The organism is Trinickia sp. HAY1-2D (assembly GCF_056754935.1).
The window spans coordinates 1733109-1759155 of record NZ_JBPGWX010000002.1 but is presented as its reverse complement, the minus strand read 5'-3'; the positions used below and the strand labels follow the sequence as shown (position 1 = coordinate 1759155).

At 61.7% G+C, this 26047-nt stretch carries 21 protein-coding genes and 2 pseudogenes; 10 read left to right on the top strand and 13 right to left on the bottom strand.

The genetic code is table 11. The features are described from left to right. Positions 1–65: 65 nt before the first annotated feature. Positions 66–371 carry a YcgJ family protein gene (locus ACR9ZC_RS15340; protein ID WP_481582677.1) on the bottom strand — a complete coding sequence of 102 codons (306 nt, stop codon included), beginning with the start codon at positions 369–371 and terminating at the stop codon, positions 66–68. 432 nt (positions 372–803) lie between these two features. Between ACR9ZC_RS15340 and ACR9ZC_RS15335 the strand changes: the two genes are divergently transcribed. Both ACR9ZC_RS15335 and ACR9ZC_RS15330 read left to right on the top strand, forming a co-directional pair. Next, a complete protein-coding gene (locus ACR9ZC_RS15335) occupies positions 804–2369 on the top strand; it encodes a Na+/H+ antiporter (RefSeq protein ID WP_481580959.1) in 1566 nt (521 codons plus the stop codon). Between the two features lie 599 nt (positions 2370–2968). Then, complete coding sequence (locus ACR9ZC_RS15330) at positions 2969–5701, top strand: hypothetical protein (RefSeq protein ID WP_481580958.1); 2733 nt, start codon at positions 2969–2971, stop codon at positions 5699–5701. A gap of 57 nt (positions 5702–5758) precedes the next feature. Here the strand turns inward: ACR9ZC_RS15330 and ACR9ZC_RS15325 are convergent, their stop codons facing one another. Beyond that, positions 5759–6454 (bottom strand): amino acid ABC transporter ATP-binding protein, encoded by a 696-nt coding sequence (locus ACR9ZC_RS15325; protein ID WP_481580957.1) that lies wholly within the window; start codon positions 6452–6454, stop codon positions 5759–5761. A 79-nt stretch (positions 6455–6533) separates the two neighbouring features. After that, a pseudogene (locus ACR9ZC_RS15320) lies at positions 6534–7280 on the bottom strand (MalY/PatB family protein); the annotation flags it as partial. Positions 7281–7404: 124 nt separating this feature from the next. On the opposite strand from ACR9ZC_RS15320, the gene ACR9ZC_RS15315 reads away from it, so the two are divergent. Further along, positions 7405–8301, top strand: coding sequence for a LysR family transcriptional regulator (locus ACR9ZC_RS15315; protein ID WP_481580956.1), 897 nt, complete (start codon positions 7405–7407; stop codon positions 8299–8301). A gap of 75 nt (positions 8302–8376) precedes the next feature. Here ACR9ZC_RS15315 and hydA read toward each other — a convergent pair whose 3' ends face one another. The 5 genes from hydA to ACR9ZC_RS15290 form a co-directional block, all read right to left on the bottom strand. After that, positions 8377–9828, bottom strand: coding sequence for a dihydropyrimidinase (hydA, locus tag ACR9ZC_RS15310; RefSeq protein ID WP_481580955.1), 1452 nt, complete (start codon positions 9826–9828; stop codon positions 8377–8379). Positions 9829–9890: 62 nt separating this feature from the next. Further along, positions 9891–11402, bottom strand: coding sequence for an NCS1 family nucleobase:cation symporter-1 (locus tag ACR9ZC_RS15305; protein ID WP_481580954.1), 1512 nt, complete (start codon positions 11400–11402; stop codon positions 9891–9893). A 91-nt stretch (positions 11403–11493) separates the two neighbouring features. After that, the gene (gene preA, locus ACR9ZC_RS15300; protein WP_481580953.1) at positions 11494–12786 is read right to left on the bottom strand and encodes an NAD-dependent dihydropyrimidine dehydrogenase subunit PreA; all 1293 of its coding nucleotides are present in this window, start codon (positions 12784–12786) and stop codon (positions 11494–11496) included. A 47-nt stretch (positions 12787–12833) separates the two neighbouring features. After that, a complete protein-coding gene (locus ACR9ZC_RS15295; RefSeq protein WP_481580952.1) occupies positions 12834–14207 on the bottom strand; it encodes an NAD(P)-dependent oxidoreductase in 1374 nt (457 codons plus the stop codon). A gap of 69 nt (positions 14208–14276) precedes the next feature. Continuing rightward, positions 14277–15548, bottom strand: coding sequence for an allantoate amidohydrolase (locus tag ACR9ZC_RS15290; protein ID WP_481580951.1), 1272 nt, complete (start codon positions 15546–15548; stop codon positions 14277–14279). Between the two features lie 244 nt (positions 15549–15792). Here ACR9ZC_RS15290 and ACR9ZC_RS15285 point away from each other — a divergent pair, with 244 nt between their 5' ends. Next, positions 15793–16482 (top strand): TetR family transcriptional regulator C-terminal domain-containing protein, encoded by a 690-nt coding sequence (locus tag ACR9ZC_RS15285; protein ID WP_481582676.1) that lies wholly within the window; start codon positions 15793–15795, stop codon positions 16480–16482. Position 16483: 1 nt separating this feature from the next. Here the strand turns inward: ACR9ZC_RS15285 and ACR9ZC_RS15280 are convergent, their stop codons facing one another. The 3 genes and pseudogenes from ACR9ZC_RS15280 to ACR9ZC_RS15270 all read right to left on the bottom strand — a co-directional run bounded on the left by ACR9ZC_RS15280 (position 16484) and on the right by ACR9ZC_RS15270 (position 19317). Further along, the gene (locus tag ACR9ZC_RS15280) at positions 16484–17086 is read right to left on the bottom strand and encodes a dimethylsulfonioproprionate lyase family protein (RefSeq protein ID WP_481580950.1); all 603 of its coding nucleotides are present in this window, start codon (positions 17084–17086) and stop codon (positions 16484–16486) included. A gap of 171 nt (positions 17087–17257) precedes the next feature. Next, positions 17258–17649 (bottom strand): annotated as a pseudogene (locus tag ACR9ZC_RS15275) (NAD(P)/FAD-dependent oxidoreductase); the annotation flags it as partial. 33 nt (positions 17650–17682) lie between these two features. Continuing rightward, positions 17683–19317: a DUF4236 domain-containing protein gene (locus ACR9ZC_RS15270; protein WP_481580949.1), complete on the bottom strand. Its 1635-nt coding sequence runs from the start codon at positions 19315–19317 to the stop codon at positions 17683–17685. A 203-nt stretch (positions 19318–19520) separates the two neighbouring features. Between ACR9ZC_RS15270 and ACR9ZC_RS15265 the strand changes: the two genes are divergently transcribed. Next, positions 19521–20072, top strand: a complete 552-nt coding sequence (locus ACR9ZC_RS15265; RefSeq protein ID WP_481580948.1) for a type II toxin-antitoxin system RelE/ParE family toxin — start codon at positions 19521–19523, stop codon at positions 20070–20072. Further along, on the top strand, positions 20047–20331 hold the full coding sequence (locus ACR9ZC_RS15260; RefSeq protein WP_107151575.1) for an XRE family transcriptional regulator: 285 nt from the start codon (positions 20047–20049) through the stop codon (positions 20329–20331). Before ACR9ZC_RS15265 ends, ACR9ZC_RS15260 begins: the two co-directional genes overlap by 26 nt. Positions 20332–20459: 128 nt before the next feature. Here the strand turns inward: ACR9ZC_RS15260 and ACR9ZC_RS15255 are convergent, their stop codons facing one another. Then, positions 20460–21386: a LysR substrate-binding domain-containing protein gene (locus tag ACR9ZC_RS15255; protein WP_481580947.1), complete on the bottom strand. Its 927-nt coding sequence runs from the start codon at positions 21384–21386 to the stop codon at positions 20460–20462. A gap of 109 nt (positions 21387–21495) precedes the next feature. Here ACR9ZC_RS15255 and ACR9ZC_RS15250 point away from each other — a divergent pair, with 109 nt between their 5' ends. Both ACR9ZC_RS15250 and ACR9ZC_RS15245 read left to right on the top strand, forming a co-directional pair. Beyond that, positions 21496–22578, top strand: coding sequence for a tartrate dehydrogenase (locus tag ACR9ZC_RS15250; RefSeq protein WP_481580946.1), 1083 nt, complete (start codon positions 21496–21498; stop codon positions 22576–22578). An 82-nt stretch (positions 22579–22660) separates the two neighbouring features. Next, positions 22661–23977: an MFS transporter gene (locus ACR9ZC_RS15245; protein ID WP_481580945.1), complete on the top strand. Its 1317-nt coding sequence runs from the start codon at positions 22661–22663 to the stop codon at positions 23975–23977. Here the strand turns inward: ACR9ZC_RS15245 and ACR9ZC_RS15240 are convergent. Next, a complete protein-coding gene (locus ACR9ZC_RS15240) occupies positions 23969–24568 on the bottom strand; it encodes a TetR/AcrR family transcriptional regulator (RefSeq protein WP_481580944.1) in 600 nt (199 codons plus the stop codon). The genes ACR9ZC_RS15245 and ACR9ZC_RS15240 overlap by 9 nt on opposite strands. A 205-nt stretch (positions 24569–24773) precedes the next feature. On the opposite strand from ACR9ZC_RS15240, the gene ACR9ZC_RS15235 reads away from it, so the two are divergent. Further along, on the top strand, positions 24774–25436 hold the full coding sequence (locus tag ACR9ZC_RS15235; protein WP_481580943.1) for a DUF3313 domain-containing protein: 663 nt from the start codon (positions 24774–24776) through the stop codon (positions 25434–25436). Positions 25437–25749: 313 nt separating this feature from the next. Then, complete coding sequence (locus ACR9ZC_RS15230; protein ID WP_481580942.1) at positions 25750–26031, top strand: DUF3303 domain-containing protein; 282 nt, start codon at positions 25750–25752, stop codon at positions 26029–26031. Positions 26032–26047 lie beyond the last annotated feature (16 nt).

Here is a 26047-nt window from a genome sequence, read left to right as displayed (position 1 = left end):
ATCGTTCGTTTGAATGCGAGTGGGCGCCGTGCGCCCGCTCCGTTCCGGCACCCGCGAATGGGACGTCACTTGCCAAATAACAGCGCCGTGTATTTTTTCGATATCGCGCCGCTGCGCTTGCCATTTTCGCCGTAGTAGCGATTGATGCGGCAGACACGCTCCTTTACATCGCAGAAAATACCGTTGGCGAACGTGAATTCGGTGAGGCTGAAATCGCCCTGCGAAAAAAGCCTCGCCGCGGCGTGCGCACCCAGGTAGCGCTCGGTCAGCGAGCGTGAGATGCCCTTGTCGTCCGCACACATGAATCGATCGCAGAGCACGCCTGGTGCCCGCAGTTGTACCGAGCCGGACGTGCCCGCATTCGCGCACATTGCCCCTGCAAACCATAACGGCGCCAGGCAGGCGAGATGAATTCGTTTGTTCATAAGGACGACCGCCCTCGTCTTGCTATACCGATCCCGCTCAGGGAAACAAAGGACACCATCAGCAGGGCAACGATGCGTTTCATATCCGATGGCCCGGCGAATGAGAACGTCTCGATTCTAACGATGCGCATGCGCGCGCCGACCCATGGATATTTATAGGTTTTCTGGACTACCCAGAGCAAGCGGCAACGCTGCACACATTCCGTGTCTAGAACGGTTCCACAATCTGGGCCACCTCGATCGTTCTGTCCGCATGAATGGCGACCTTCCCGCCATGTTCACCGTTTTCCGCCGCTCGGGCAATCTGACGAACCTTTCTTTACGAACCCACTCGTGCTCGCGCTAGACTTCGATTCGGCCGATAACAGGGATTGAGTCGTGGAAACGTTTGAATGGATCATCGTGCTGCTGATCGCGGCGGCGTTTTTGGCGGAACTGGCTCGCAGAATCGGTGCACCGTACCCGACACTGCTCGCGCTCGGGGGCGCGGGCGTGGCATTCCTGCCCGCCAGCCCGAGATGGACGCTCGACCCGCAACTGGCGCTGGCCCTGTTCGTTGCCCCAGTTCTGCTGGACGCCGCCTATGACACATCGCTTCGGGACCTTCGTGCGAACTGGCGCCCGGTGGCCGGGCTCGTGATTGCCGCGGTGGGTACAACCGTGGTCGGCGTGGCGCTGGCCTGTCACTGGCTGATGCCGGGCATGCCGTGGGCCATCGCGGTTGCCGTGGGCGCCATCGTGGCGCCGCCCGACGCGGCAGCCGCAACTGCCGTCATGCGCCAGGTGGGACTGCCGCAACGAGTGCTGAATGTGCTCGAAGGCGAGAGCCTGCTCAACGATGCAAGCGCTCTGTTCATCTACCGACTCGCGCTGACCACCCTTGTTGCCGGGCCGCTGAGCTTCGGCGATTACATGCCGATGTTCCTGCTGACGGTATTCGGCAGTATTGCGGCCGGGATCGTTTTGGCAATCGTCTTGCGACCGATCACGACCGCCTCGGACCATGTGGCCATCTCTTTGATCCTGCAGTTCGCTTTCACCTTCGCCGTTTGGATACTCGCGGAAAAGGTCGGCCTCTCCGGCATTTTAACGATGGTGGCGTTCGCGATGACCATGGCGCGCGGGGGCGGTCCGCGCATCCCTGCGCGCATGCGTGTGCCCATCCTTGCAGTCTGGGAGGCTGTGGTCTTCGTCTTGAATGCACTCGCATTCGTATTGATCGGCATGCAGCTGCGACCGATCTGGGAGCGCCTGGGCAGCGGGACGGGCACCCCGCGCATCGAGGCCGTCGTTGCCGCGATCGTCGTACTCGGCGTGGCCATCGCGACGCGGTTCCTGTGGGTCATGGGCTACAGCGCGCTCGTAATGTTTCAGAACCGGAAGGCCAATCCCGTGACGCGCAAGAACCGCTCGTGGGGAGCCGGGCTCGTTGTCTCATGGGCGGGGATGAGAGGCATCGTGACGCTTGCCGCGGCATTCGCGGTTCCGCAGACGCTGCCCAACGGTTCGCCGTTTCCCTACCGCGACATCATCTTGCTGTGTGCGTTCGTGGTCGTCTTCGGGACCCTCGTGCTTCAAGGCCTCACGATGAAACCGATCATCCGGCTGCTGAAGCTGTCCGACGACGATCCCGTTGCAAAAGAGGTGCGAACCGGCCGGACCTTGATCTATCAGGCACTGCTCGATTCGATCGAAGCGGACGACTCCATGCACGCGAAATTGCTCAGAAAGGAGTATCAAGCCGTCGTCGAGCTCAACGCGAGCCACGATCACGGCAAACCGCTGAACGAGGTGCCCGGTGGCCCACTGAGGCGCAAGGCGATCGACGCTGCGCGCCGCAAGGTTATCGCGCTGCGCAATGAAGAAGTCATCGGCGACCAGGCCTACCGCACGCTCGTGCAAGAGCTCGATTGGGCCGAACTGTCGGCCGGCGGCAACGGGTAGAGACACGCGCTCGACGTTCGCACCCGCGCCATCCTCGCAAGTACGGCGTACAGCGTTCGCCGAGTGCCGCGGCTTTTCGCCGGCTGCCTACCGCGGCGCAGCCTCGGGCACTACGCTGGCGGCACCGAAGATCTACTTCGAACCGTGCTCCTCCCGCCGCCAAGTGCGCGGCGATCGGCTCCTTTGGTATGAGTCGGCCCGCATAGACAATCGTAATGCCCATCGACCGCCCGACCCTACCGACGACAACGGCACCCATGGATTCGCCCTCCGCTCACGGCTCTCATAGCGACGACCGCCCTACATCCAGACCATCCAGACCATCCGGGCCATCCGGCAACCGCACGCCGCCGAGCGGACCGCTGGCCGTGCTGCGTACGCGCCCGCGCGAGGCGCACGCTACCCCGGGCGGGCATCAAGGCGGCGGCACATTCGGCAGCGGCAATGTTGGTTCGCACCCTGAGCTGCAACCGATCGCGCGCGGCCCGCGCTTTCAGCGAGCGCTGACTCGGCAATTCGACAGGTTGAGGCTGCAGGACCGCGCAGCCATTTCAGCATCTCGCGATACCGACGGCGCGCATTCGTCATCGAGCGGCTCAATGACGTCGAGCCGGCGATCCGAGCGCAACACAGACGATGCGGACGACGATTTTCTCGTGTTGGCCGACTCCGCACTCAACGGCACGCCGAACTTCTGGTCCGGCGGCGCGCGTCGCGCCGAACGGCAGCAGATGTTGTCGGAGTGGGTGGCACTATCGAGCATTCCGGCCGATGCACACGCGCTCGCCGCCGGCGCGGAAGAATTGCGCAGGCAGGCGGAGACGCTTCATCCGATCACGTTCGCCACGGACTTCAGCGATGCCCTGCGGGCCTTCCACCCCCTGGAGCAGTTGCCCAAAACGGTATTCGAATGCGAGGACGCGGCACGAGCCTGGCAGACCGCGGCCGATCAATACCGCGCCGCAATCGATTTGGCGCGCAAGGTCGGCGCAGCCGGCGCAGACGTCGCGAAGCTCGACGGAGCGGCCGCGCATTGCGAGGCTCAGACAGCGCGACTGATCGTCAAGGCTTCGCTGCTGACCGCCATGACCCACTTCAAGCGAAACCGGCATGCTTTCGCAGTGGGCAATCCGCGAGCCCTGGACGCGGTGCTGAAACCATTGCGCACCGCGCTCGAACACTGCGAGGCGGATTCGCTTCGCGCGCTGCCGCTCGATGTGGCACCGATCGAGGCCTTCGACGCCGAGCTGCGCGTGGTCGTCGACGCTTTCGGGCAGTTGTCGGCCGCCGCGGCACAGAATCCCGCGATGGCCCCGGCGGGGAACCGCAAGAACGTTTTATCGGAACTCGAGTACGTCCTGAGCGCGCTGCCGCTCGTCCTGCGAGGCGAGCCGAACGTACCGGCGCTGCTGGCCGCGTTGCACTCGGCCCTCGAAGCTCCGCTGGTTCAAGCCGGCGGTCTTCTGGTCGCGGCACAAGCGCGTCGCAACGACCCGTCGCGTTCCCTCGACAGCCTGGTCGATACGTTCGAGTCCTGGTATCAGACTGCGCGCGCCTACGACGATGCGCTTCACACGTTCGATGATTCCACGGCATCTTGGCCCGAAGCGGCACGCTCTTCTCCCAAAGCGCGGCAACTGTCCGCAGAGCTCGGCGAGTCCCGCAACGCGGCTGTCGGTCAAATGAACGAGGCGCTCGTCGAGCTGTTCTCGGCGATGTCGGCCACGACGCATGAGCCGCATGACGAGGATGCCGATCCGACCGCGGCGAGCACGAGTGTGACGGCCGCCGAAATATTGATCGGTTCGGATGTGCGCTGGCATTGCCAGACACTGCGGGCCAAGCTGGAAGCGACGCCGTTCCCGCGTGACGCGGCGGATATCGATGCCGCCCGCCTGGCGGCGCCTTTCGCCGCGTTGGAACAGTACGTGGAAGCGATGCTCGATCGGGAGACGAACCTGCTCGACGCAGCGGATCGGGTGCGCAAGGCCGCCGTGGCGGCCGGGGCCGCGGCACCCGCTTATGGTCGGGCCCTGGGCCCCGCCCTTCGCCAATTCACGAGCGCGTGTGCCCGACAGCGAACGAGACTCCTCAACGGCGCCTTTCAGAAGGCTCACGCCGCGACCGTCGCGTTCACCATCGAAGAGTCCGCCGCAATGGGGCCGGCGCTGAAATGCATGTACGACCTTCGGCAATCGCTTCCGATCGTGCGGTTCGGTGCTTCCCCCGAAGACCGCGCCGCGGCGCGAGAAGAGGAAACTGCCAACGAAGCGCTGATCGCGACCACGCGCGAAGCCGTGCAGCGCATCGAGGCGCATCTTGCGCAAATGCCTTCGCCACCGGCGGATGCAGCCGAGATCATCGCGGACAACCACGCCAATCTGCAGTTGAACCTGAACGCCCTGACCGTGGCTATGCGCTCGGTCGCCGAGCTGGTCGAATGCTACGGCGAGGCCCGTCGTGCGATCCACGATGGCGCTACGGCCGATTGCACGGCGAAGCTCCGGTTGCTGGCCGAGACGGTGAGGCAGGTGCGCGAGCAGGCCGCCGCCGTGCCGTCCGCGGGCCGGAGCAAACGTCTGACTCGCGGTGTCGCCGGCGAACGTGCTCAACGTACGTTGCAATTCACGCGGCGTGTGGCCCGCACGGCCAAATCGGTTCAGTACACGCTGAGTGTGCTCGCCGACCTCTCGCACGGGTACCGAAACGCGGCGGAGCTCAGCCGCGAGCCGACACTCGACCCGTTGCGCTTTCAACAACTATCCGATCAACTGTCCGACGACGTGTCGCGTGCCGCGAAGGATATCGACGCGACTCGCAACCAACTGATCGAGGACGTCGGCACTCGGCACCCCAGCGTGGATGCCGCGACGACCGCCGAACGCGAAATCGACCAAATTCAATCGTTCACCATCCGTCTCGAATGGCGCTACGTCGCCGACTTCGATACAGCGAAGCGTCAATGGCTTCGAGCGACCGTGCGTGCGCTCGCCGAGCGGCTCGAGGATCCGGCCGGCACCGTTCCGTTCGGCGCGGCGCCGCTGCTCGATATGATCGACCAACACCTCGCGGCCGGCACGAAGATTCTCATGATCGCCGCCTCCCGCATGGAAGACGTGGAAAAACGTCAGATCACAGACGCGCTGCGGGACAACAATGAAATCAGAGGTGAAGTGAAAGCGTGCCGTGAGCAGTTGAAACGTCTGCCGCCCAGCGCACGGACCGCTCCGGAGCAGCGTCCGGCGCCGCCCTCGCGGCCCGCTTCCGGCACGGGAACCTCCCGGGCCGATAGCCGCAACAAGAAAGCGAGCGGTAAGGGGAAGCGTCGCTGAGGCGAGCGGAGTATGCATCCGAACGTTGCCGCCGATCGGCAGACCGCACGGAGAGTATCAATGCAGGACCTTCGCAAGAAAGTCCCGAGCGCGCTCCGATCGAGGCGTATCGAAGAAGCTGTCCTTGACGCAGTCCTCGACGATTACGCCGGCGTCCATGAAAAGCACGCGATCGGCGACCTTGCGCGCAAAACCCATTTCATGCGTCACACAGACCATCGTCATACCCTCTTGTGCGAGCTCGATCATCACGTCCAGGACCTCGTTGATCATCTCCGGATCGAGGGCCGACGTCGGCTCGTCGAACAGAATCGCCGCGGGGTCCATCGACAATGCGCGGGCGATGGCAACACGCTGCTGCTGTCCGCCCGACATTTGCCCCGGAAACTTTCGGGCGTACGACTCGAGCCCCACCCGATCGAGCAGCATCATCGCCTTCACGTCGGCTTCTTCGCGGGATCGCCGGAGCACCTTCATCTGCGCCAATGTGAGGTTGTCCAAAATGCTCATATGCGGGAACAGCTCGAAATGCTGAAAGACCATTCCGACCCGGGTACGCAGTGACGCCAGATCCGCTTTCGAATGTCCCACGCTGACGCCGTCGACGGTGATGGAACCTTGCTGGAAAACCTCCAGCCCATTGATGGTCTTGATGAGCGTCGACTTTCCCGATCCCGAAGGCCCGCAGACGACCACGACCTCGCCTTTTTGAACTCGCGTCGTGCAGCTATCGAGTACGCGATGCTGGCCCAAAGCCTCGCCTTGGTCAGCATGAATTTATCGAGCGCGTCGGCGTCCATTTCCAACCCTCGGCAGTCCATCCAGGCCAGAAGCTGTTCTGCGCGAACGTTTCGCCGAGCGAAGCAAACGGAATGTGCTTTTTCGCGGGGTTGACGATCAGGTCCTGATGGATTTCGTCGGAGACGACGAGCACGCCATGCCGAAGGCAAATTTCTCCCATGACGCGCAGATCGTCCTCGGACCACACATTCCCGGTCGGATTATGGGGATGGCTAAGGATGAAGAGCTTCGTGTTATCGCGGATCGCCGCTTCGAACGTCTTTTCGTTGAAGCGATAGCCCGTGTCCGTTCGTTCGAGCGGCGCGAAAGCCAGATGGCGTCCGTTCATCAGGACGTCGTTGTGGAAATGCGCATAGACCGGCGGCTGAATCAGCACTGTGTCGCCCGGCGACGAAAACGCCTGCACCGCAGTCTTCAGCGTGGTGATGATGCCGGACGTCTGCACCACCCATTCTTTGGGGACGTCCCAGTCGAAACGCTTGGCCTGCCAGCCGACCACCGCCTCGACATAGCTGTCGGTGGCGCCGCCCGGATAGCCGAAGATGCCGTGCTCGACCGCTTCGTGAAGCGCCTCGATCACAGGGTGGGGCGCGCGGAAATCCATATCGGCAACCCACATGGGCAACGAATCCGCAGCGAATTCATCTGCTGAAAGCAGCTTTTCGGCAATCGCCCATTTCATCGAGTTCGACTTCTTGCGATCGGCAACTTGATCGAATATGCAAGCAAGGTTTTCCGTCGAAGCGTCGTCTGTGATCTCTCTGGAACATGCCTTCACTATTTCTTCCTCGTTTCAATATGACGGCACGCGGTCACGCGGCCATGAATTTCGGTCAGAATAGCAACGCACGTCCATGAGCAGAAATGGTATGTTTTCATGGAACAATGAATGGAGATCATGGATGCTAGACCGCCAACAGCTCGCTATCCTGCTGGAAGTCGATCGGCTAGGCAGCGTCACCGCAGCCGCGGAACGGCTCAACGTCACGCAGTCCGCGCTGTCGCACACGATCCGAAAGATGGAAGAGCAGCACGGCGTCAAGATCTGGACGAAGAGCGGGCGCGGGCTGCGCTTTTCTCAGGCCGGGGAGTATCTGCTCGCTTTGGCGCAGCGCGTGTTGCCCCAAATCGATCACGCCGAGCGCGTGTTGGTGGATTTCGCCGAAGGTCGGCGCGGCGCACTGCGCGTCGGCATGGAGTGCCATCCCTGCCAAAAGTGGCTATCGCGGCTCACGCCCCGTTACCTTGCCGCCTGGCCGGACGTCGACTTCGACGTACGCACAGCGTTCCGCTTCGACGGCGTTGCGGCACTTGCCGGCCATGAGATCGACCTGCTCGTTACGCCCGATCCCATCGATTTACCGGATATTCGCTTCACGCCTGTCATCGACTACGAGCTCGTCCTGGTCGTGCACGAAGCGCATCCGTTGGCTGCGCGTGCCTTCGTTCAGCCTCGCGACCTGCGCGACGAAGAACTGATCACCGTTCCCGTCAGCGAAGACCGGCTGGACATCTATACGCGCTTTCTCATCCCGGCTCATTGCAAGCCGAGGAACCGTAGAAGCGCGGAAGCGACCGATCTTATGCTCCAGCTCGTCGCCGCCGGGCGCGGCGTTTCGGTGCTGCCCGACTGGCTCGTTCACGAAGAGGGCGCCGATTTCCCGATTCGAGCCGTGCGGCTTGGCAAGCGCGGCATCGGCAAGAGCATCAATTTGGGTATCCGCCGCGGAGAAGAGGAAATCGGATATATCGCCGGCTTCGTGGCGATCGCGCGCGAGATGCGCGTCAGTCGAGCTTGATCGCCCGGCGTGTTCCGTCGCCGCATCCGAGGTTTGACGCACGTCAACACGGCAACACCGCCTGCGCGTCAGTCCTCAGCGCGCCACCGGTGCCGGTTCCTTGAGCCGGTTCGCCACACGTATGGCGTCGAAATAGGCGGGATTCGGCGGCCGTTTCAGATAACGGCCCTGCCCGCGCCGCGCGCGCAAATCGCCATCGGCCCACGCCAGCTCGCCGCGCGCGATCGTATGCGTAGCCACGCCTTTGACCGTGATTCCTTCGAATACGTTGAAATCGACGTTCTGATGGTGCGTGGCCACTGAAATCGTTCGGCTCCCCCGCGGGTCCCAGACCACGAGATCGGCATCGGCGCCCTGCACCACCGCGCCTTTGCGCGGATAAAGATTGAAAATCTGCGCGGCGTTCGTCGACGTCACACGCACGAACTCGTTCGGCGTGAGGCGCCCCATGTTGACGCCGTAATGCCAGAGCACCGACATGCGGTCTTCCACGCCGCCGCATCCGTTCGGAATTTTTGTGAAATCGTCCCGCCCCATCGCCTTTTGCGACGCACAGAACACGCAATGATCGGTCGCAGTCGTCTGCAGATGACCGGCCTGCAATCCATGCCAGAGCGCATCGCGATGCGCCTGCGTGCGAAACGGCGGGCTCATGACGTGCGCGGCCGCACGTCCCCAGTCGGTATCCCGGTAGACCGATTCGTCGATGACGAGATGCCCCGCGAGCACTTCGCCGAATACGCGCTGGCCTTCGCTGCGCGCGCGGATGATTGCATCGAGCGCATCTTTCGCCGACACGTGCACGATGTAGACCGGCACGCCCAGTACCTGCGCGATCCGTATCGCTCGGTTGGCCGCCTCGCCTTCGACCTCGGGTGGACGCGAAAGCGGATGGGCCTCCGGTCCGGTGAAGCCGCGAGCGAGCAATTCGCGCTGCAGCCGGAACACGAGTTCGCCGTTCTCCGCATGCACCGTCGGCAGCGCCCCGAGCTCGAGCGCGCGCATAAAACTGTTCACGAGCACTTCGTCGTCGGCCATGATCGCGTTCTTGTAGGCCATGAAGTGCTTGAAACTCGAGACACCATGCTCATGCACGAGCGTGCCCATGTCGCGATGAACCGATTCGTCCCACCACGTCACCGCGACATGAAAGCCGTAATCGGCCGCGGCCTTCCCGGCCCAGCCGCGCCAATCCTCGAACGCGCTCATGAGGGGCTGCCGCGGATTCGGAATCACGAAATCGATGATGCTCGTCGTGCCGCCCGCCAGACCGGCTGCCGTGCCCGTGAAGAAGTCGTCGCTGGCCCGCGTGCCCATGAACGGCAACTCCATATGCGTGTGCGGATCGATGCCACCTGGCATCACATACTGCCCGCCCGCATCGATGACGGTCGCGTCAGCCGGCACATCGAGATCGAGCCCAATCTGCGCGATCGTGCCGCCCGCCGCACTGTCGTGGCACAGCACATCGGCCCGATAAGTGTCGTTCGCGTCGACCACGGTGCCACCGCGAATCAGGATTGCCATTTCGATGTCTCCTATTCCATGCCATGTCGTCAATGGAAGTTGACGCTGATGTCTTCGTGCCGCTACGCCCGGGCGATACGAGGATTCGCCCGATCGCCGAGCCGCATCCACACGCCGTATACGAGCGCGGCCAACACGAGCCCGACGAACCACGCATACGTATACAGTTCCTTGAACATATCGGGCACATTCGGGAATGCCGAGGGAAATGCGGTATTGAGAAAGCCAGGCAGGTTCGGCAGCACGCCGATCAGCAGTGCCGCGACAGCCGCGGGGTTCCATCCGCCCGTGTACGAATATTCGCCATGCTCGTCGAACAGCTCGCCGTGATCGAGCCGGGTGCGTCGCACGAGAAAGTAGTCGACCATCATGATGCCCGCCACCGGACCGAGCAGCGCCGAGTATCCGACCAGCCACGTGAAAATGTAGCCCTGCGTGGTCGCGAGAATCTTCCAAGGCATCATGACGATTGCAATCGTTGCGGTGATCAGGCCACCGGTCTTATATGACACTGCTCGCGGCCAAAGACTCGAGAAATCGTACGCCGGACCGACGAGGTTGGCTGCGAGATTGCAGCACATCGTATCGAGCGTGAGGATGATCAGCGCGAGCCCGACGCCGATACCGGTCATGCGGCTCGTCAGATCGATCGGGTCCCAGATCGCCTTGCCGTAGATGACGACCGTGGCCGAGGTCACCACCACGGAGATGACGGAGAGCAAAGCCATCGGTAACGGCAGGCCAATTGCCTGCCCCACCATCTGGTCGCGCTGTGTGCGCGCAAAGCGTGTGAAATCGGGAATGTTCAGCGCCAGCGTGGCCCAGAACCCGACCATCGCAGTCAGGCTCGGCCAGAACGTCGCCCAGAATTGCCCGGCCTTCTTGCCGCCCGCCACGAACTGGGATGGCGTCGACAACATCGAGCCGACACCGCCCGCTTTGGACGTCGCCCACCAGACGAGCGCCACGCACATCACGACCTTGATCGGCGCGGACCAACTTTCGAGCCAGCGGATCGAATCGGTGCCGTTGACGATGAAGTAGATCTGGATGCCCCAGAAAAACAGAAAGCAGGCCGCCTGCCCGGCCGAAATGCCGAGCACCGCGATCGGCGCGCCTTGCAAGCCGTTGCCGGTCAGGATGTTGAGCAGCGTATAGATCGCGCTGCCGCCGAGCCAGGTCTGAATCCCATACCAGCCGCAGGCGACGATCGCCCGCAATAACGCAGGCAGTTTGGCGCCTTGTGTACCGAACGAGGCGCGCACCAGCACGGCGTAGGGAATTCCGTGCTTCGCACCCGCATGGCCGATCAGCAGCATCGGCACGAGGACGATCACGTTGCCGAGCAGTACGGTCAGCACGGCTTGCCACGGCGACATGCCCTGATCGGTCAACCCGGCCGCCAGCATGTACGAGGCGATGTTCATCACCATGCCAACCCATAGCGCCGCGAAGTGATACCACTTCCAGGTTCGGCGAGCCGGGTCGGTGGGCGCGAGGTCGTCGTTGTAGAGCGGGCTCGCAGCCAAGCTCGGCTGCATGACGGCATCGCTGCTTCCTACGGACTGATTCATTGGGTTCTCCCGTCGTCGCCTGCGTGCCATGTGCACGCACCGACTATCAAATGACCGGCGCGCCGTCTCATGCGGCGCGTCCGGGCTCGCGTCAGGCCGCTTGCGCAGGAACGCCGGCCTCGTCCTGCGTGCGCGCCGGGTTGTTCGGATGCGTGGTCCAATTGGAATAGGCGCCACTGTCGACGCGCTCCATCGTGATGCATTGATCGACCGGGCAGACGTGCATGCAAAGATTGCACCCGACGCACTGGTCGTCGATCACCTCGAAATGGCGCACGCCGTCCTTTTCTCGTGTAATGGCCTGATGCGAAGTGTCTTCACAGGCGATATGGCAGAGCCCGCATTGGATGCAGCGCGACTGATCGATGCGCGCCTTGATGTCGTAGCTCATGTTCAGGTACTTCCAATCCGTCACGTTCGGCACCGCACGGCCGCGGATGTCGTCGAGCGTCGCGTAGCCCTTTTCATCCATCCAGTTCGAGAGCCCATCGGCAAGATCCGAAACGATCCGAAAGCCGTAATGCATCGCGGCGGTGCAGACTTGCACACTGCCGGCGCCCAGCACGATGAACTCGGCCGCGTCGCGCCATGTCGTGATACCGCCGATGCCAGAAATCGGCAAACCCGGCGTCTCGCTGTCGCGCGCGATTTCGGCCACCATGTTGAGCGCAATCGGTTTCACAGCCGGGCCGCAATAGCCGCCGTGCGTGCCTTTGCCGTCGACGGTCGGCATGGGTGCCATCTGATCGAGATCGACGGCGACAATCGAATTGATCGTGTTGATCAGCGATACGCCATCGGCACCGCCCTTGAATGCGGCGCGCGAGCCGAGCCGGATGTCGGTGATGTTGGGCGTGAGCTTCACGAGGCACGGCAGCCGCGTACCCTCCTTGACCCAGCGCGTGACCATTTCGATGTATTCGGGCACCTGACCGACGGCGGAGCCCATGCCGCGTTCACTCATGCCATGCGGGCACCCGAAATTGAGTTCCACGGCATCGGCGCCGGTATCTTCGACACGCGGCAGAATCCATTTCCAGTCCTGCTCGTTGCAAGGCACCATCAACGAAACGATCAGCGCGCGATCGGGCCAATCGCGTTTGACCTGCTCGATTTCGCGCAGATTGACGTCGAGCGGGCGATCGGTGATCAACTCGATATTGTTGAGCCCCGCGATGCGCTGCCCGTTCCATTGCACAGCGCCGTAGCGCGAGCTGACGTTGACGACATGCGGATCGAGACCGAGCGTCTTCCAGACCACACCGCCCCAGCCCGCCTCGAAGGCGCGGTTGACGTTGTAGGCCTTGTCGGTTGGCGGAGCCGAAGCGAGCCAGAACGGATTCGGCGATGAAATGCCGGCAACGGTGCAGCGAAGATCGGCCATGGTCGGCTCCGTGGGGCGAAGGCTGGGAAAGAATCGGGCTGAGCGCGTCAGGCCGCGTGCTTGGCCGTGCGGGCGAAATGCCGGTCCATCGATTCGGCCGCGAGCTTGCCGTCCTGCACGGCCTGGACCGTCAGATCGAGGCCTTCACGTGCGGCGCAGTCGCCGCCGGCCCAGACCTGCGCAAGCGAGGTACGGCGTTCGTCGTCGACGACGATGCGCCCGCCATCGAGCCCGAGAATCTCGCGATCGATGCCGTCAGCGACAAGCTTCTGCCCGATCGCCTTCAGTACCATGTCGGCCTCGATGGCGAAACGCTCGCCCGTGTCGATGAGGCGGTGCGATTCGTCTTCGCGGGTGCGCTCGAATTCCACGCCGGTCACATAGCGTCCGTCGCCGTCTGCAATGAGGCGCAGCGGCCGCGCGCACAGCACGATCGTTACGCCTTGCTTTTGCGCGAATTCGCGCTCGGCCCACGTCGCACTCATCGCCTCCACCCCACGCCGGTAGACCATCGTCACGCTCTCGGCACCGAGCTTGCGGCTTTGCACGGCGGCGTCGACAGCCGTATTGCCGCCGCCGATGACGACCACGCGACGGCCGACGGGTAAGGTCGATTTGTCCTTTGCCTGGCGCAGCCGCGCGATGAACGCGATAGCGTCTTCGACGCCGGCCAGCCTTTCGCCCTCGATACCGACCGCCTTGACCCCCGCGAGCCCAACTGCCAGAAAGACCGCGTCATGCTGCTGACGCAACTCCGCCAGGTCGATGTCACGCCCAAGCGCTGCACCGGAGCGCCATTCGATGCCCCCGACCGACAGCAGCCATTGCACCTCGCGCTGCGCGAAGTCGTCGACTGTTTTATAGGCGGCAATGCCGTATTCATTGAGGCCGCCTGGCAACGCATGCGCATCGAAAATCGTTACGCGATGGCCCGACAGTGCAAGACGATGCGCACAGGCGAGCCCGGCCGGTCCCGCACCGACCACGGCGATGCGGCGCCCCGTATCGGGTGCGCGCGCAAAGAGCGGCTCGCCGCGGGCCATGGCCCAGTCCGTCGCATGCCGCTGCAACGCGCCAATCCGTACCGGTTCGTTGTCCTGATCGTTTCGAACGCACGCGCCTTCGCACAGAATTTCGGTCGGGCAGACCCGCGCGCACATGCCGCCGAGCGGATTGGCCGACAGAATATCGCGCGCCGCGCCCTTCAGGTTCCCATTGCCGATCTTGCGAATGAATCCGGGGATATCGATTTGCGTCGGACAGGCATGCACGCATGGCGCGTCGTAGCAATAGTGGCAGCGGCTGGCCGCAATCGCTGCCTCCGTGGCGTTCATGAGTGGCGCGATATCGGCAAACTCGCAAGCCAACCGAGCCGCGTCAAGCCGCCCGGCGGCAATATCGCCGGTCTTCTTGATGGTCATGCGTGCTCCTTCGCAAGAGGGACGACAGGACTGGACGACGTGAAACAGCAGCCGATCAAACCGCGCGCGTCAGACGGGCTCGCATGCGCGCTCGAGCATCGCGTGCAACAGCACGTTCGCTCCCGCCTCGATCCATTCGGGCGTGGCATCCTCGATTTCGTTATGGCTGATGCCGTCGACGCAGGGCACGAACACCATCGATGTCGGGGCCACCTGTGCGAGATAGCAGGCGTCGTGTCCGGCTCCCGACACCATGTCGCGATGCGAATAGCCGAAGCGCTGTGCGGCACGCCTGACCGATTCGACGCAGGCACGATCGAACGCAATGGGTGCGTAATAAAAGATCTGGTCGAGCGCGGTTTCGAGACCGATACGGTTGGCGATGTCGGCTACGCCCTGGCGCAGCTCGGCGTCCATTTGCGCGAGTACGGCATCGTCGGGATGGCGAAAGTCGACAGTGAAAAAGACGCGCCCGGGAATGACGTTGCGCGAGTTCGGATGAACCTGCATCATGCCGACCGTTGCGCAGGCAAGCGGTGCATGAGCCAGCCCGATCCGGTTGACGAGATCGACGACGCGTGCGGCCCCGAGCAGCGCATCGCGGCGACGCGGCATCGGCGTAGGGCCCGCATGTGCCTCCTGTCCGGTCAGCACGATTTCGTACCATCGCTGCCCTTGCGCATCGGTGACGACACCGATCGTCTTGTCCTCCGCCTCGAGAATCGGCCCCTGCTCGATATGCAGTTCGAACGCCGCGTGGATCGGCCTGCCGCCGCAGGGCACGTCGCCTGCGTAACCGATCCGCTGCAATTCCTCGCCGATCGTCTTTCCTTCGATGTCCTTACGCGAAAGCCCGTATTCGAGCGTAAAAACGCCGGCGAACACGCCTGAGGCCACCATCGCCGGGGCAAAGCGCGAGCCTTCCTCATTGGTCCAGATGACGGCCTCGACCGGATGCTCCGTTTCGATGCGATGATCGTTGAGCGTGCGAATCACCTCGAGCCCGCCGAGCACGCCGTAAATGCCGTCGAACCGGCCGCCGGTGGGCTGCGAATCGGCATGCGAGCCCGTCATGACCGGGGCGGCGTCGGGATGACGGCCCGCGCGCCGCATGAAGACATTGCCCATCTGATCGACGCTGACCGTACAGCCGGCTTCCTTCGCCCAACTGACGATCAGATCGCGCCCTTGCCGATCGAGATCGGTCAACGCAAGGCGGCATACACCGCCTTTCGCTGTCGCGCCGATCTTCGCCATCGTCATCAGGCTGTCCCACAGGCGCTGGCCGTTGACCCTCATCGACGTATCGATGCCGCGCTCTGTCATTGCACTCGTGCTCATCGGACGCGCTCCTTATCGAAATCGGACGATTGGCATGCCTGACGATCGCATGGGAATCGCGCATTGCATTGAAGTACGTGCTTCATCGATTTCATCGTTTCAATGCGGATCGAATCCTGTCCGATTGGACAGGTTTTAGAACATTGGCCTCGACTTTGCAATCTTTTCTTTATTCGGGCGATGACGAGACCGCTGACGACTACAATGGGACCGGACGCGGCATATGATCGAACAAGGCGCTTACATGAAGATCGACGACCGACGAGCGGCGATGGCCGAACACTCCGACGCGCAATCGGACCCACCGATATTGCGACGCCGCAAGGCACATATCCGGCTGTCCAACGAAGCGCATTTGCTCGCTTGCGCCGAGGCCGTGTTTGCCGAGCGAGGCCTCGAGGGGGCGAGCACGGCCATGATCGCCGAGCGCGCTGGTGTGCCGAAAGCCAACGTGCACTACTACTTTCCGACGAAACTAGCGCTCTATCGCCGCGTGCTGGACGACGTATTCGAGGAATGGCATTGCGCGGCCAATACGTTCGATTCGAGCGACAACCCTGTCGAAGCGATAGAAGGATATGTGCGAGCGAAGATGGCGCTCTCGCAACGCCGCCCACTCGGATCGAAGGTCTGGGCCAGCGAGATCATTCAAGGCGCCACGCACATGAAGGATATTCTTTCGGAACGCGTCAAGCCGTGGATGGAAACGCGCGTCGTCGTCATCAACGATTGGATTGCGCGCGGGCTGCTCGCACCGATCGATGCGCGTGCACTGCTTTATTTGATCTGGGCTGTCACGCAGCACTACGCTGATTTCGATGCGCAGATCAAGGCGCTTTCAGGCAAACGTGCGCTGTCGAAAAAAGCGTTTGCAGCGCTGACCGACGATGTCGTGGCCCTGGTGATCCGTGCATGTGGGGCGAGAGCGCCATAGGTCAGACCTTAAGACACCACAAAGCCAGGAATGGATTGTCGTCCGAGCGCACAGCGTGAATCGCGCCGGGGACATTGTGGATGCCGCAACCAATCCCTGGCGAAAGCCATGGCCCCCGGTCCTTGCGAAATTGCCCGGCGGTCATCAGCACATACGCTTCTTCAGGCGGATGACTGTGATCGGGGTAGCGGACGTCAGGCTTCATGATCGTAAAGCCAAGCTGAAGATCGGACCGTTCCTCGGTGCCGCCTGGGCCGCAGATCGTGCCGTTCGCATGGCCCTCCAGAAAATTCTCGCTCGCATTCGCGACGGTCATCCGCCGGGACCAGCCGATATACGGTTCGAGCGCTTTGATGCTTCGCGCCACTTGGCCGAATGCATTGTCCGCGCCCAGATACGGCTCGAGCGTGCTATCGAGCCAATCGCAAGCGGGAAAGCGCTCGCGTGTCTCCAAGCGAATCTCGCCATGTCGCTCGAGCAGCGCGAATATCTGAACCGTCAATGCGCGGGCCTCTTTTGTCAGCGTCTCGGCCGTGAAGAGCACCCTGGCTCCGTCTATGAAGTCTTGTATTTCTTTGGGACGCGAATGTGATCGGATATCCATGGTCATTGCCAAACGCTGAGCAACCGTATCAGCCCTCTTCACCCCACGGTCGCGGCTGAAGCGCGCTCCGTCGAGTTCGGGCATTACATGTTCGCATAGTTTGGCCCACCATTGCCTTCAGGCGTAACCCAGATGGAGCGTCCACGGCACGTTGCCGCCGAGGAGCTTTTACTCGATGCCGACCCATCAGCGTGCCGAGGTAGAGCCCCTTGCTCATCCACTGCTTGAAGTTGCGCGCGCGATTGACTTCTTCGTGCAACCATGAGGATTTGAATGCCTCCGGGTAGGCGGCCAGCTCGTCACTGCTGCGCCCGGCCTGCACGGCTTCGAAAGCGGCCTGCGCCGCCAGCATGCCGCTCGAGCTGCCAGCCGGCCGTATGGATGACGAGCCCCGGCTGGTGCTCGGCCGGATCACCCTCCCACAGTTCCTTGATGCCGATGCCGTAGACCTGCGGGTCGGCGTCTTTATTGAGTTCCCACTTCTCCATGAGCTGGCGGCCGAGGTGCCCGCGCGCGCCTTCGCAAAAAAGCGTGTACTTCGCGTGCAGCTCCATACCGAGCTGACGGAACTCGCCAAATCACTCTGATTGGCGTAGTCACTCCGATTCGAGCGCGGGCGCTCCCGGCCAGCGCTGAATTTGGTCGATACGCACGCCGTAAGCATGCCGCAGACAGTTCAATTCACCCGCGCAATTGCGCCGCTGCATAACCCAGTCGTGCTGGCTGTCTGCGAGCTTGTCCGGTGACCCGCGCTGCACCGCCGCGGCATAATCGTGCGCCATCTCGAGATCCATCGCAGCAAGACCGGGATCGTGACAAATCGCCTGATCGTCGAGGAATGTCGCTGACGAACAATCAAAGCTCGTTTGAAACGTCGACACCGATGACGGTCCATTGGCTTGCGGCTGGCTCACACTGCCCCCCTTCCCGTTCACGATGTTCATGAGCCATTGCTTTTGGTCTGCGTACCACTGGGAAACACAATCTCGGTCGTGACACTTGCGCTGGCGATAGTTCCACTGTTGGCGCACATGGTCCTTGAATGCGGCTTGGTGTGTCGCGACCGCTTTCGCCTCGGCATAAATCGCAGCCAGTTCCACATCATCAGCGGCCAACTCAGCATCGCTACAAATTATGCGTTCCGAGTCGGAGCGCGCCTTGGCGCAGTTGAAGCTGGTCTTGTATGCAACTACGGTCGCGGTCGCTGTCGAAGCGTTAGTCACCGGTCCATCAGCGTTGCCTCCGGGCCGTGGCAATAGCGCTTGCGCCGAAGCCCCCGTAGATGGCACTAACGCCTTATCACTGACCGCGCGAAAGGCAACGGCAGCAACGGCAAATGCGATCACTACCGCTCCCAACATGAGGGCATTCGCACGGGTATTGTCGGTCCGCTTCGGCACCGTGGGGCGCGGTGACACTTCAATGTTCAACAGAGCCTCGAACTTGATTTCAGCCTCGTCAATTGCTTCCCCCGCCGTAGCTTTTGCAGTCTCGAACGCTTTCAGCCTGAACGCCACATAGATGACCGGGAGGACGATCAAAACGAGGGCGACAACGGACAGACCCGTGAGAAGCAATGGGCACGCTACCAACGCAACCAAAAACGGCGCGCCCAGACTCGGCGGCAAAGGCCAGGCTTGCGTTCGTTCATATAAAGAAATGGCCGCGTCGCTCAGCTCTCCTCGGTCTCCATGACTTTCGCCGCACAATTCCTCGATCTTGTACAACGCCGACATCGCTTTCTCTTTTTCGGCCAGAGATAGCGATCCGATATCCATAGCGAGTTTAATCGCCCGAGTCGTGACCTCTAATGAGGGCGCAAGGCGGCCAAGAAAGCTCTGATGCTCCTCGAGAGTCACAGCTTGTGGAAGATCGTCGACGGCGACGTAGATACCATGAGAAATGAAGTAACTCTGGAGTGCCTTGGTCGTTCGATCCTTTATCAAGACAACGAAATCACGGGTGGCCTGCTCTCTTTTTGAAAGCACGCCCTCTCTCGACGAATCGAGTCTCCTGCTCGCTGCGACAGCGGCTCCGATCGGAGCAGCAGTCCTGCGCGCATTTAGATTCTCCGTGTATCGGATGCCTGCGCCGGGAATGCTAACCGTCAACTTACCCCGCGTGTTATAAGTGAGCCCGCGGCCACCAATCGATGCGCTCACGCCGCTCTTGCTGAGATTGACGCGTACTCCCGGCGCGATCTTAAACGTTCTTCTGAATCCCCAACCCATATCGTCCCCCGTCTTTTGTTCGTTCTTGGAAAAGAATAGATAGCCCCTGGAATACCAGGTCGGGTCTGTCGGAAATCGTAGCACGGAAGAACCCTGCACTGGCCATCGACACCAGCCGCCAACAGCCCCTTCTCCGCGAGACGCTCGACGAAAGATCTAGTCGTCCCGCAACGCTCGATCATTCCGACCTTTGCGGAGACTCGGTGGCAGAAAACGAGCGTATCCAGCCCCGACAGCAAGCGGAGAGGTTGCCGATCCGTCGCCGTTTCGCGCAACCGCAACCCACGCCCCCCCTTGACAAACGTACCAAAATTGGTACGATGGTGGCGTTCTCAGATACTGCTTCCCGCATGGCCCCTCCCGATCGCGTGCTCTTTGTCTACTTCTATCGGTCAGAAAATGGCAATGAGCCCGTTCGTGAATGGCTTCGCGGGCTGGACATCGAAGATCGAAAGTCTATCGGTGACGACATCAAAACCGTCGAGCTTGGCTGGCCGATCGGGATGCCTTTGGTCCGAAAGATGGAAGCAGAAATCTGGGAGGTCCGAGTTGACTTGCGGCAGCGGATTGCTCGGGTACTCTTCACGGTCATTGACGACAAGATGGTTTTGCTCCACGGCTTCATTAAGAAGTCGCAGCAAACGCCTACGTCTGATCTGAAACTCGCCCGAACAAGAATGCGGCAAGCTCACGACGCGGCAAGTGCGAAGCAATCGAAGGAGTCACCCCATGGCAAACAAGCACGTCGGAAGTAGCTTCGACGACTTCCTCGCCGAGGAAGGTCGGCTCGAAGAAGCCACAGCCACCGCCATGAAAAGAATCATCGCGTGGCAGATCGCGCAGGAGATGAAAGCTCAAAAGTTGTCCAAAACAGCGATGGCGGAACGCATGCACACGAGCCGGGCAGCATTGAATCGCTTGCTGGACGAGGAAGATACAAGCCTTACGCTGACGACTCTGGCGAGCGCCCTTACGGCGCTAGGCAAGCGAATGGAATTCAAGCTCGCAGCCTGACCACGTCGCACAGCAAGCTCTTCGACGACCCGGACATAAGCCCGCCTGGTACAAGCTTTGTCGTATCTGACCTATTCGATCACCGTACGAGCGTCAGCACCGCTTTAATCGCCCATAAGCGCAGCTGATCAGCGACGGGCGTTACGCGCACCCTCCAAGTGCAGCGCCAGAAAATCGACAAATGCGCGAATCCTGGTAGACATCTGAAACCGCTGCGCATAGACAGCGTAGATGTCAGCGCTCGGCGTGTCATACCCCGGCAAAACGGCCACGAGCCGTCCATCGGCCAGATACTCATCGATGTCCCACTCGGCGCGCATGAGGATGCCGTGACCGTCGAGCGCCCACTTCACGGCAATCTCGCCATCGTTTGTCGTCAGGTTGCCGTTGATTCTCACCGTTTCCGTCTTGCGCGCAGCCCCTCTCCCCGACGTGAGCCGCCATACACCGTAAGCTTCGTCGCCCTGGCGAATGCCGATACAGTTGTGCTTCGCCAGATCGCGCGCGCTCGCCGGCATACCGTGCGAGGCGATATAAGACGGCGCTGCGCATAGAAGCCTGCGATTCAGCGCGAGCCTGCGGGCCACCACGCGTGTATCGGGCGGCTCACCGAAGCGGATGCAAACATCGAAAGTGTCCTCTGTCAGCGGCGGCGGCGTTACCGAGAGCTGAAGCTGCACCGATACCTGCGGGTACTGCGTGACGAAGCGCGATATCGCCGGCCCGATGTGGCTTCGCCCAAAACCGAGCGTCGCATTGACGCGCAGCAATCCCTTCGGCGTCTTCTTGACGCTACCGAGCAATTCCGAGAGCTCGCCTATCTCGTCGAGAATGCGGCGCGCATGCGCGAGATAGAGTTCGCCTTCCGGCGTCAGCATCATGCGCCGGGTCGTGCGATTGACGAGCGCGACACCGGCGCGCCGCTCCATCTGAGTGAGCCGCTTGCTGACGGCAGCCGCTGTCAGTCCGAGCTCACGCGCAGCGGCACTGAGGCTCCCCGAAGCCGCGAGCGTCGAAAAGAAGCTGAGATCGGACGGAAGAACGGTTTCCGACATGGCACGACTTGTGAATTCAAGTTAAGAATGCTTTGAGTTTAGCATCGGCTACTGCACCGGAGGTTGGGTTAAGTTTGGCGTCCTGAACACAACGTTTCGAGGATGCAACATGAAGACGTACCGTATCGCGGCGATTCCCGGCGACGGCATTGGCAAGGAAGTGATTCCCGCCGGCAAACAAGTGCTCGAAGCACTCGCGAAGACCGCCGAGCGGTTCGCATTCGAATTCAAGGACTTCGATTGGGGCGCCGACTACTATCGCAAGCACGGCGTCATGATGCCGCCCGACGGTCTTGACGCGCTGCGCGGCAAGGATGCCATCCTGTTCGGCTCCGCGGGAGATCCCGACGTTCCCGATCACATCACGCTGTGGGGGCTACGCCTGAAAATCTGCCAGGGGCTCGATCAATACGCGAACGTACGGCCCACGCGCATTTTGCCCGGCATCGATGCCCCGCTCAAACGATGCAGGCCGGAAGACCTCGATTGGGTCATCGTGCGGGAGAACTCCGAAGGCGAGTACTCGGGCATCGGGGGGCGCGTGCATCAAGGTCATCCGATCGAGACGGCGACGGATGTATCGATTCTGACGCGCGCCGGCGTCGAGCGCATCATGCGGTTCGCTTTTCGGCTCGCCCAGTCGCGCCCGCGCAAGCAACTCACCGTCATTACCAAAAGCAACGCGCAGCGACACGCGATGGTCATGTGGGACGAGGTGGCGCTTCAGATTTCGACAGAGTTTCCAGACGTCAAGTGGGATAAGGAACTCGTCGACGCTTCGACGGCACGCATGATCAATCGTCCCGCCTCGCTCGATACGATCGTCGCGACGAACCTGCACGCGGATATTCTCAGCGATCTCGCTGCCGCGCTGGCCGGCAGCCTCGGTATCGCGCCGACAGGCAACATCGATCCCGAGCGCCGCTACCCGTCGATGTTCGAGCCGATCCACGGCTCGGCATTCGACATCATGGGCAAAGGCCTGGCCAATCCCATCGGCACTTTTTGGTCCGCCGTCATGATGCTCGAGCATCTCGGCGAGTTCGATGCCGCGAAGCGCTTGATGCACGCAATCGAAGCCGTCACGGCGAATCCAAAGCTCCACACCGGGGACCTCGGAGGCAGTGCGACCACGGCGCAAGTCACCGAGGCGATCTGCACAATCGTCGCGGTCAGCGAGGCGACAGCCTAGGGCAAAAGCCCAGCCGCAGATGCAGGACAGAGCGCGCCGTATGCAGCGGCGCGCCATGAAAAGTTGTACCTAAGGAGGAGACATGAGCATCGACCTCGAGCATCGGGTCACGCGGAAACTGATGTTGCGCATCATCCCGTTCGTGATGCTGCTCTACTTCGTCAGTTTTCTCGATCGCGTCAACGTCGGATTCGCAGCAATGACGATGAACAAGGCCATCGGTCTCTCGCCGAGCGCATTCGGTTTCGGAGGCGGCCTGTTCTTCATCGGCTACTTCCTGTTCGAAGTCCCATCCAACCTCATCCTTCACCGCGTGGGCGCCCGTATCTGGATTGCGCGCGTGATGATCAGCTGGGGCTTCGTATCCGCCGCTTCCGCCTTCGTCGTGGGCCCCGCGAGCTTCTACGCCATGCGTTTTCTTTTGGGCGTCGCCGAGGCCGGCTTCTTTCCGGGCATCATCCTCTATCTGAGCCTCTGGTTCCCGGCGAAGCAGCGTGCGGTAGCGGCGGCATGGTTCATGGCCGCCGCGCCGATCTCGACGGCGATCGGCTCCCCCGTTTCGGGCGCCATCATGCAGTTGCCGTCGATGTGGGGGCTGGCCGACTGGCAGATGCTCTACGTTCTGGAAGCGATGCCGGCTATCGTCCTCGGCTTCGTCGTGATGAAGTTCCTGACGGATGCACCCGCGCAAGCGCAGTGGCTGAGCCCCGACGAACGCCGTTGGCTGATTGCGAAGCTCGACGCCGAAAGCGGCGTGACGAGGGCGCAGTCCGGCCATACCGCCGGCGCAATTGGCGCGTTGCGCAATCCGCGCGTCCTCGCGCTCGCTTTGATCTATTTCGGAACGTCGGCTGGACTCTACACCCTCGGATTGTGGGCGCCGCTGATGATTCGCCAGTTCGGCTTCACACCGCTGGAGACTGGGCTGATCAACGCCATTCCGAGCGTACTTGCCGTCATCGCGATGATCGTCTGGGCGAGGCACTCCGACAAAACGCAAGAGCGCACCTGGCATGTCGTCATACCCTGCGCGCTCGGCTGCCTCGGCTTCGTCTTCGCGGGGCAGGCCAGCACGGCATTTTTCGTCGTGCTCGCGCTCGTCGTCGTCAACGTCGGGATCAGCGCCGCCAAGGCGCCGCTGTGGGCAATCCCGAGCATGTTTCTTTCCGGCGCCGGCGCGGCAGCCGGCATCGCGATGATCAACTCGATCGGCAATCTCGGCGGGTTCGTCGGTCCTTTCGTGATCGGTTGGCTAAAGGTTGCGACGGGCGGCTATGCGGCAGGCCTCTACTTCGTGGGTGCAACGCTCGCCGTATCCGCGATCGTTACCCTGTTGCTCAGCCGTAAAGGCAACCCAACTCGAGGCAGACGATCGACCCGCAGCAGCGAGTCAGTCTGAGCGTCGAGGGGTGCGGCGCATCGGTTGCGATGTCGAAGCCCCCCACTGCTTTTCGTCGAGAAGCCGGTCGAACAATCGCTTGCGTACCGACTCGCTCAATGCCGACATGCCCAGCAAGGCATGAAAAGCGATGCCGCTGGCCGCGAAGTATCGCAACATCGACAAATCCGGGTCGGCCGCGTCATCTCGCAAGGCTTGCATGACCGCCTTGTCCGAGGTCTTGAGTTCTTCACGGAGGGTTGGGCTTTCGATCAGGGCGGCAAGCCCTGCACGGGCCACGGAAGATGGCTGTTTGATGGCCTCCCTGTAAATCGCTATCTGGGCCGCGAGGATCGGTTCGTCCTTGGTGGAGCCCTCCTTCGCCAGATAGTCAGTCGCGATCTGCTCGAACTGCTGCCGCTGATAGTCGAGAAGCGCGCATAACACGCCATGCCGCGTTTTGAACTGATGCAGAAGGCCACCCTTGCTGATGCCGCTTTCACGCGACAATGAATCGAACGTCAGTCCTCCAACACCATCCCGCGCAAGGATGGTGAGCGCAGCTTCGATTGCTTTCCTGCGGGATATCTCCGAGCGTGTCTGATTATCCATGGTCGATATCAATTACGCCGCGACGATTGCGGCGGGGACGTGAGGGCTATTCAAGCCGGCCCGCGCCATTGTACCGTCGCATCCGCCACAAACACAATCCGTCTAGACGGTTTACATCGAAACGTTGCGGTGCTACCGTTCGGTCTCGTCGATTCCGCCCGGAACCAAAGGGTTCCCCGGCTCCCACTGCCCTCGAGGAAAGCAAATGCTCAAAAAGAAAGTCGTCCCGCTTCTTGTCGCCGCCACTACTATTCTGGTCTTGTCAGCATGCGCCGGCGTGCAGCCCGTTCCCTACTCTGGCATCTCCTCATCCGCACAATTGCGGCAAAACCACGACGAGGATGCCGCGAAAGTGCCGTACAAATACACGGCCGCCACGGCTTGGTCGCGATACACGCAGGTTCTGCTGGAACCAGTCGTGGTGTATCAGGGCAGTGACAACCAATTCGGCGACCTGAAGGCCGACGACCGCGCTTTGCTTGCCGACTACATGGGTAACAAGTTTTCGGAAAAACTGGCCACTCGCTTTCAAATCGTGCAACAGCCGGGCCCCAACACGCTGCGCATCAAGTTGACCTTGACCGGCGCGGAAAAAACAAAACTGCTGGTTGGACAGTTCATGCATTTCGATCTGGCGGGCAATCTCTATAACGGCGTGCAGTCCGTGCGTGGCGGCCAGGGCGCATTCAGCGGCTCGGTGTCGTACGCCGTGGAGGTCTATGACAGCAGCAACGGCCACTTATTGAAGGCCTATGTGTCGAAGCAATATCCGAATGCCATGAACCTCGTGGCAGCCTTCGGATCGTTGGGCGCCGCGAAGACCGGCGTCGACAAGGGGGCTGACGCGCTCGTCACCGAGCTTCGCTAGACCCTTCATGGGGTCCGTGAGCCTGGAACACCGCCAGGGCCCCATTGATGAATAAGATCGTTGAAAAGGGGGCGGCAACCCATAGCAGTTACAGTCTTTCTTTTTTTTTGGCAAATCGCCGAATATCGAGCATCTGCCGACAAAACTTCGTTACCTGCCGCCCCCGCTCGGCGAACAAGCGCGTGGCGTTGACTACAATAAATTGAACGTCGTCACCCGTATCGGACATCAGCGGACGACGGCGCCACGCATCCGATCATCCAACACACACGGACATCGGAATTTGATCGGCGTCGAAAGCGAGGGGGCTATCATGAAATTCATGCTGACGTTTACCTGGGCCCCGAACACGCAATCCCGGGCCGAAGCCATCGAACGATTTCAGAACACCGGTGGACTCCCGCCGGCCGGCGTCAAATTGCTCGGCCGATGGACGCGCGCGGACCTCAACGGCGGGTTCGACTTGCTGGAGACCGACGATGTGAAGGCGCTGACCGAATTCGCGTATATGTGGAGCGACTTGATGCAGCTCGACATCGCGCCGATCGTCGAAGATGCCGAGCTGGGAGAGGTTTTCGGACGTGCATTGAGGTAAAGCGTCCGTTGTTCCC

Coding starts and splice junctions, on each gene's coding strand:
- ACR9ZC_RS15255 (WP_481580947.1), bottom strand. CDS start 21,386: ATGTCGGAAACCGTTCTTCCGTCCGATCTCAGCTTCTTTTCGACGCTC.
- ACR9ZC_RS15250 (WP_481580946.1), top strand. CDS start 21,496: ATGAAGACGTACCGTATCGCGGCGATTCCCGGCGACGGCATTGGCAAG.
- ACR9ZC_RS15230 (WP_481580942.1), top strand. CDS start 25,750: ATGAAATTCATGCTGACGTTTACCTGGGCCCCGAACACGCAATCCCGG.
- ACR9ZC_RS15285 (WP_481582676.1), top strand. CDS start 15,793: ATGAAGATCGACGACCGACGAGCGGCGATGGCCGAACACTCCGACGCG.
- ACR9ZC_RS15295 (WP_481580952.1), bottom strand. CDS start 14,207: ATGACCATCAAGAAGACCGGCGATATTGCCGCCGGGCGGCTTGACGCG.
- ACR9ZC_RS15240 (WP_481580944.1), bottom strand. CDS start 24,568: ATGGATAATCAGACACGCTCGGAGATATCCCGCAGGAAAGCAATCGAA.
- preA (WP_481580953.1), bottom strand. CDS start 12,786: ATGGCCGATCTTCGCTGCACCGTTGCCGGCATTTCATCGCCGAATCCG.
- ACR9ZC_RS15290 (WP_481580951.1), bottom strand. CDS start 15,548: ATGAGCACGAGTGCAATGACAGAGCGCGGCATCGATACGTCGATGAGG.
- ACR9ZC_RS15315 (WP_481580956.1), top strand. CDS start 7,405: ATGCTAGACCGCCAACAGCTCGCTATCCTGCTGGAAGTCGATCGGCTA.
- ACR9ZC_RS15260 (WP_107151575.1), top strand. CDS start 20,047: ATGGCAAACAAGCACGTCGGAAGTAGCTTCGACGACTTCCTCGCCGAG.
- ACR9ZC_RS15235 (WP_481580943.1), top strand. CDS start 24,774: ATGCTCAAAAAGAAAGTCGTCCCGCTTCTTGTCGCCGCCACTACTATT.
- ACR9ZC_RS15305 (WP_481580954.1), bottom strand. CDS start 11,402: ATGAATCAGTCCGTAGGAAGCAGCGATGCCGTCATGCAGCCGAGCTTG.
- ACR9ZC_RS15330 (WP_481580958.1), top strand. CDS start 2,969: ATGACGTCGAGCCGGCGATCCGAGCGCAACACAGACGATGCGGACGAC.
- ACR9ZC_RS15340 (WP_481582677.1), bottom strand. CDS start 371: ATGTGCGCGAATGCGGGCACGTCCGGCTCGGTACAACTGCGGGCACCA.
- hydA (WP_481580955.1), bottom strand. CDS start 9,828: ATGGCAATCCTGATTCGCGGTGGCACCGTGGTCGACGCGAACGACACT.
- ACR9ZC_RS15270 (WP_481580949.1), bottom strand. CDS start 19,317: ATGGGTTGGGGATTCAGAAGAACGTTTAAGATCGCGCCGGGAGTACGC.
- ACR9ZC_RS15245 (WP_481580945.1), top strand. CDS start 22,661: ATGAGCATCGACCTCGAGCATCGGGTCACGCGGAAACTGATGTTGCGC.
- ACR9ZC_RS15280 (WP_481580950.1), bottom strand. CDS start 17,086: ATGGATATCCGATCACATTCGCGTCCCAAAGAAATACAAGACTTCATA.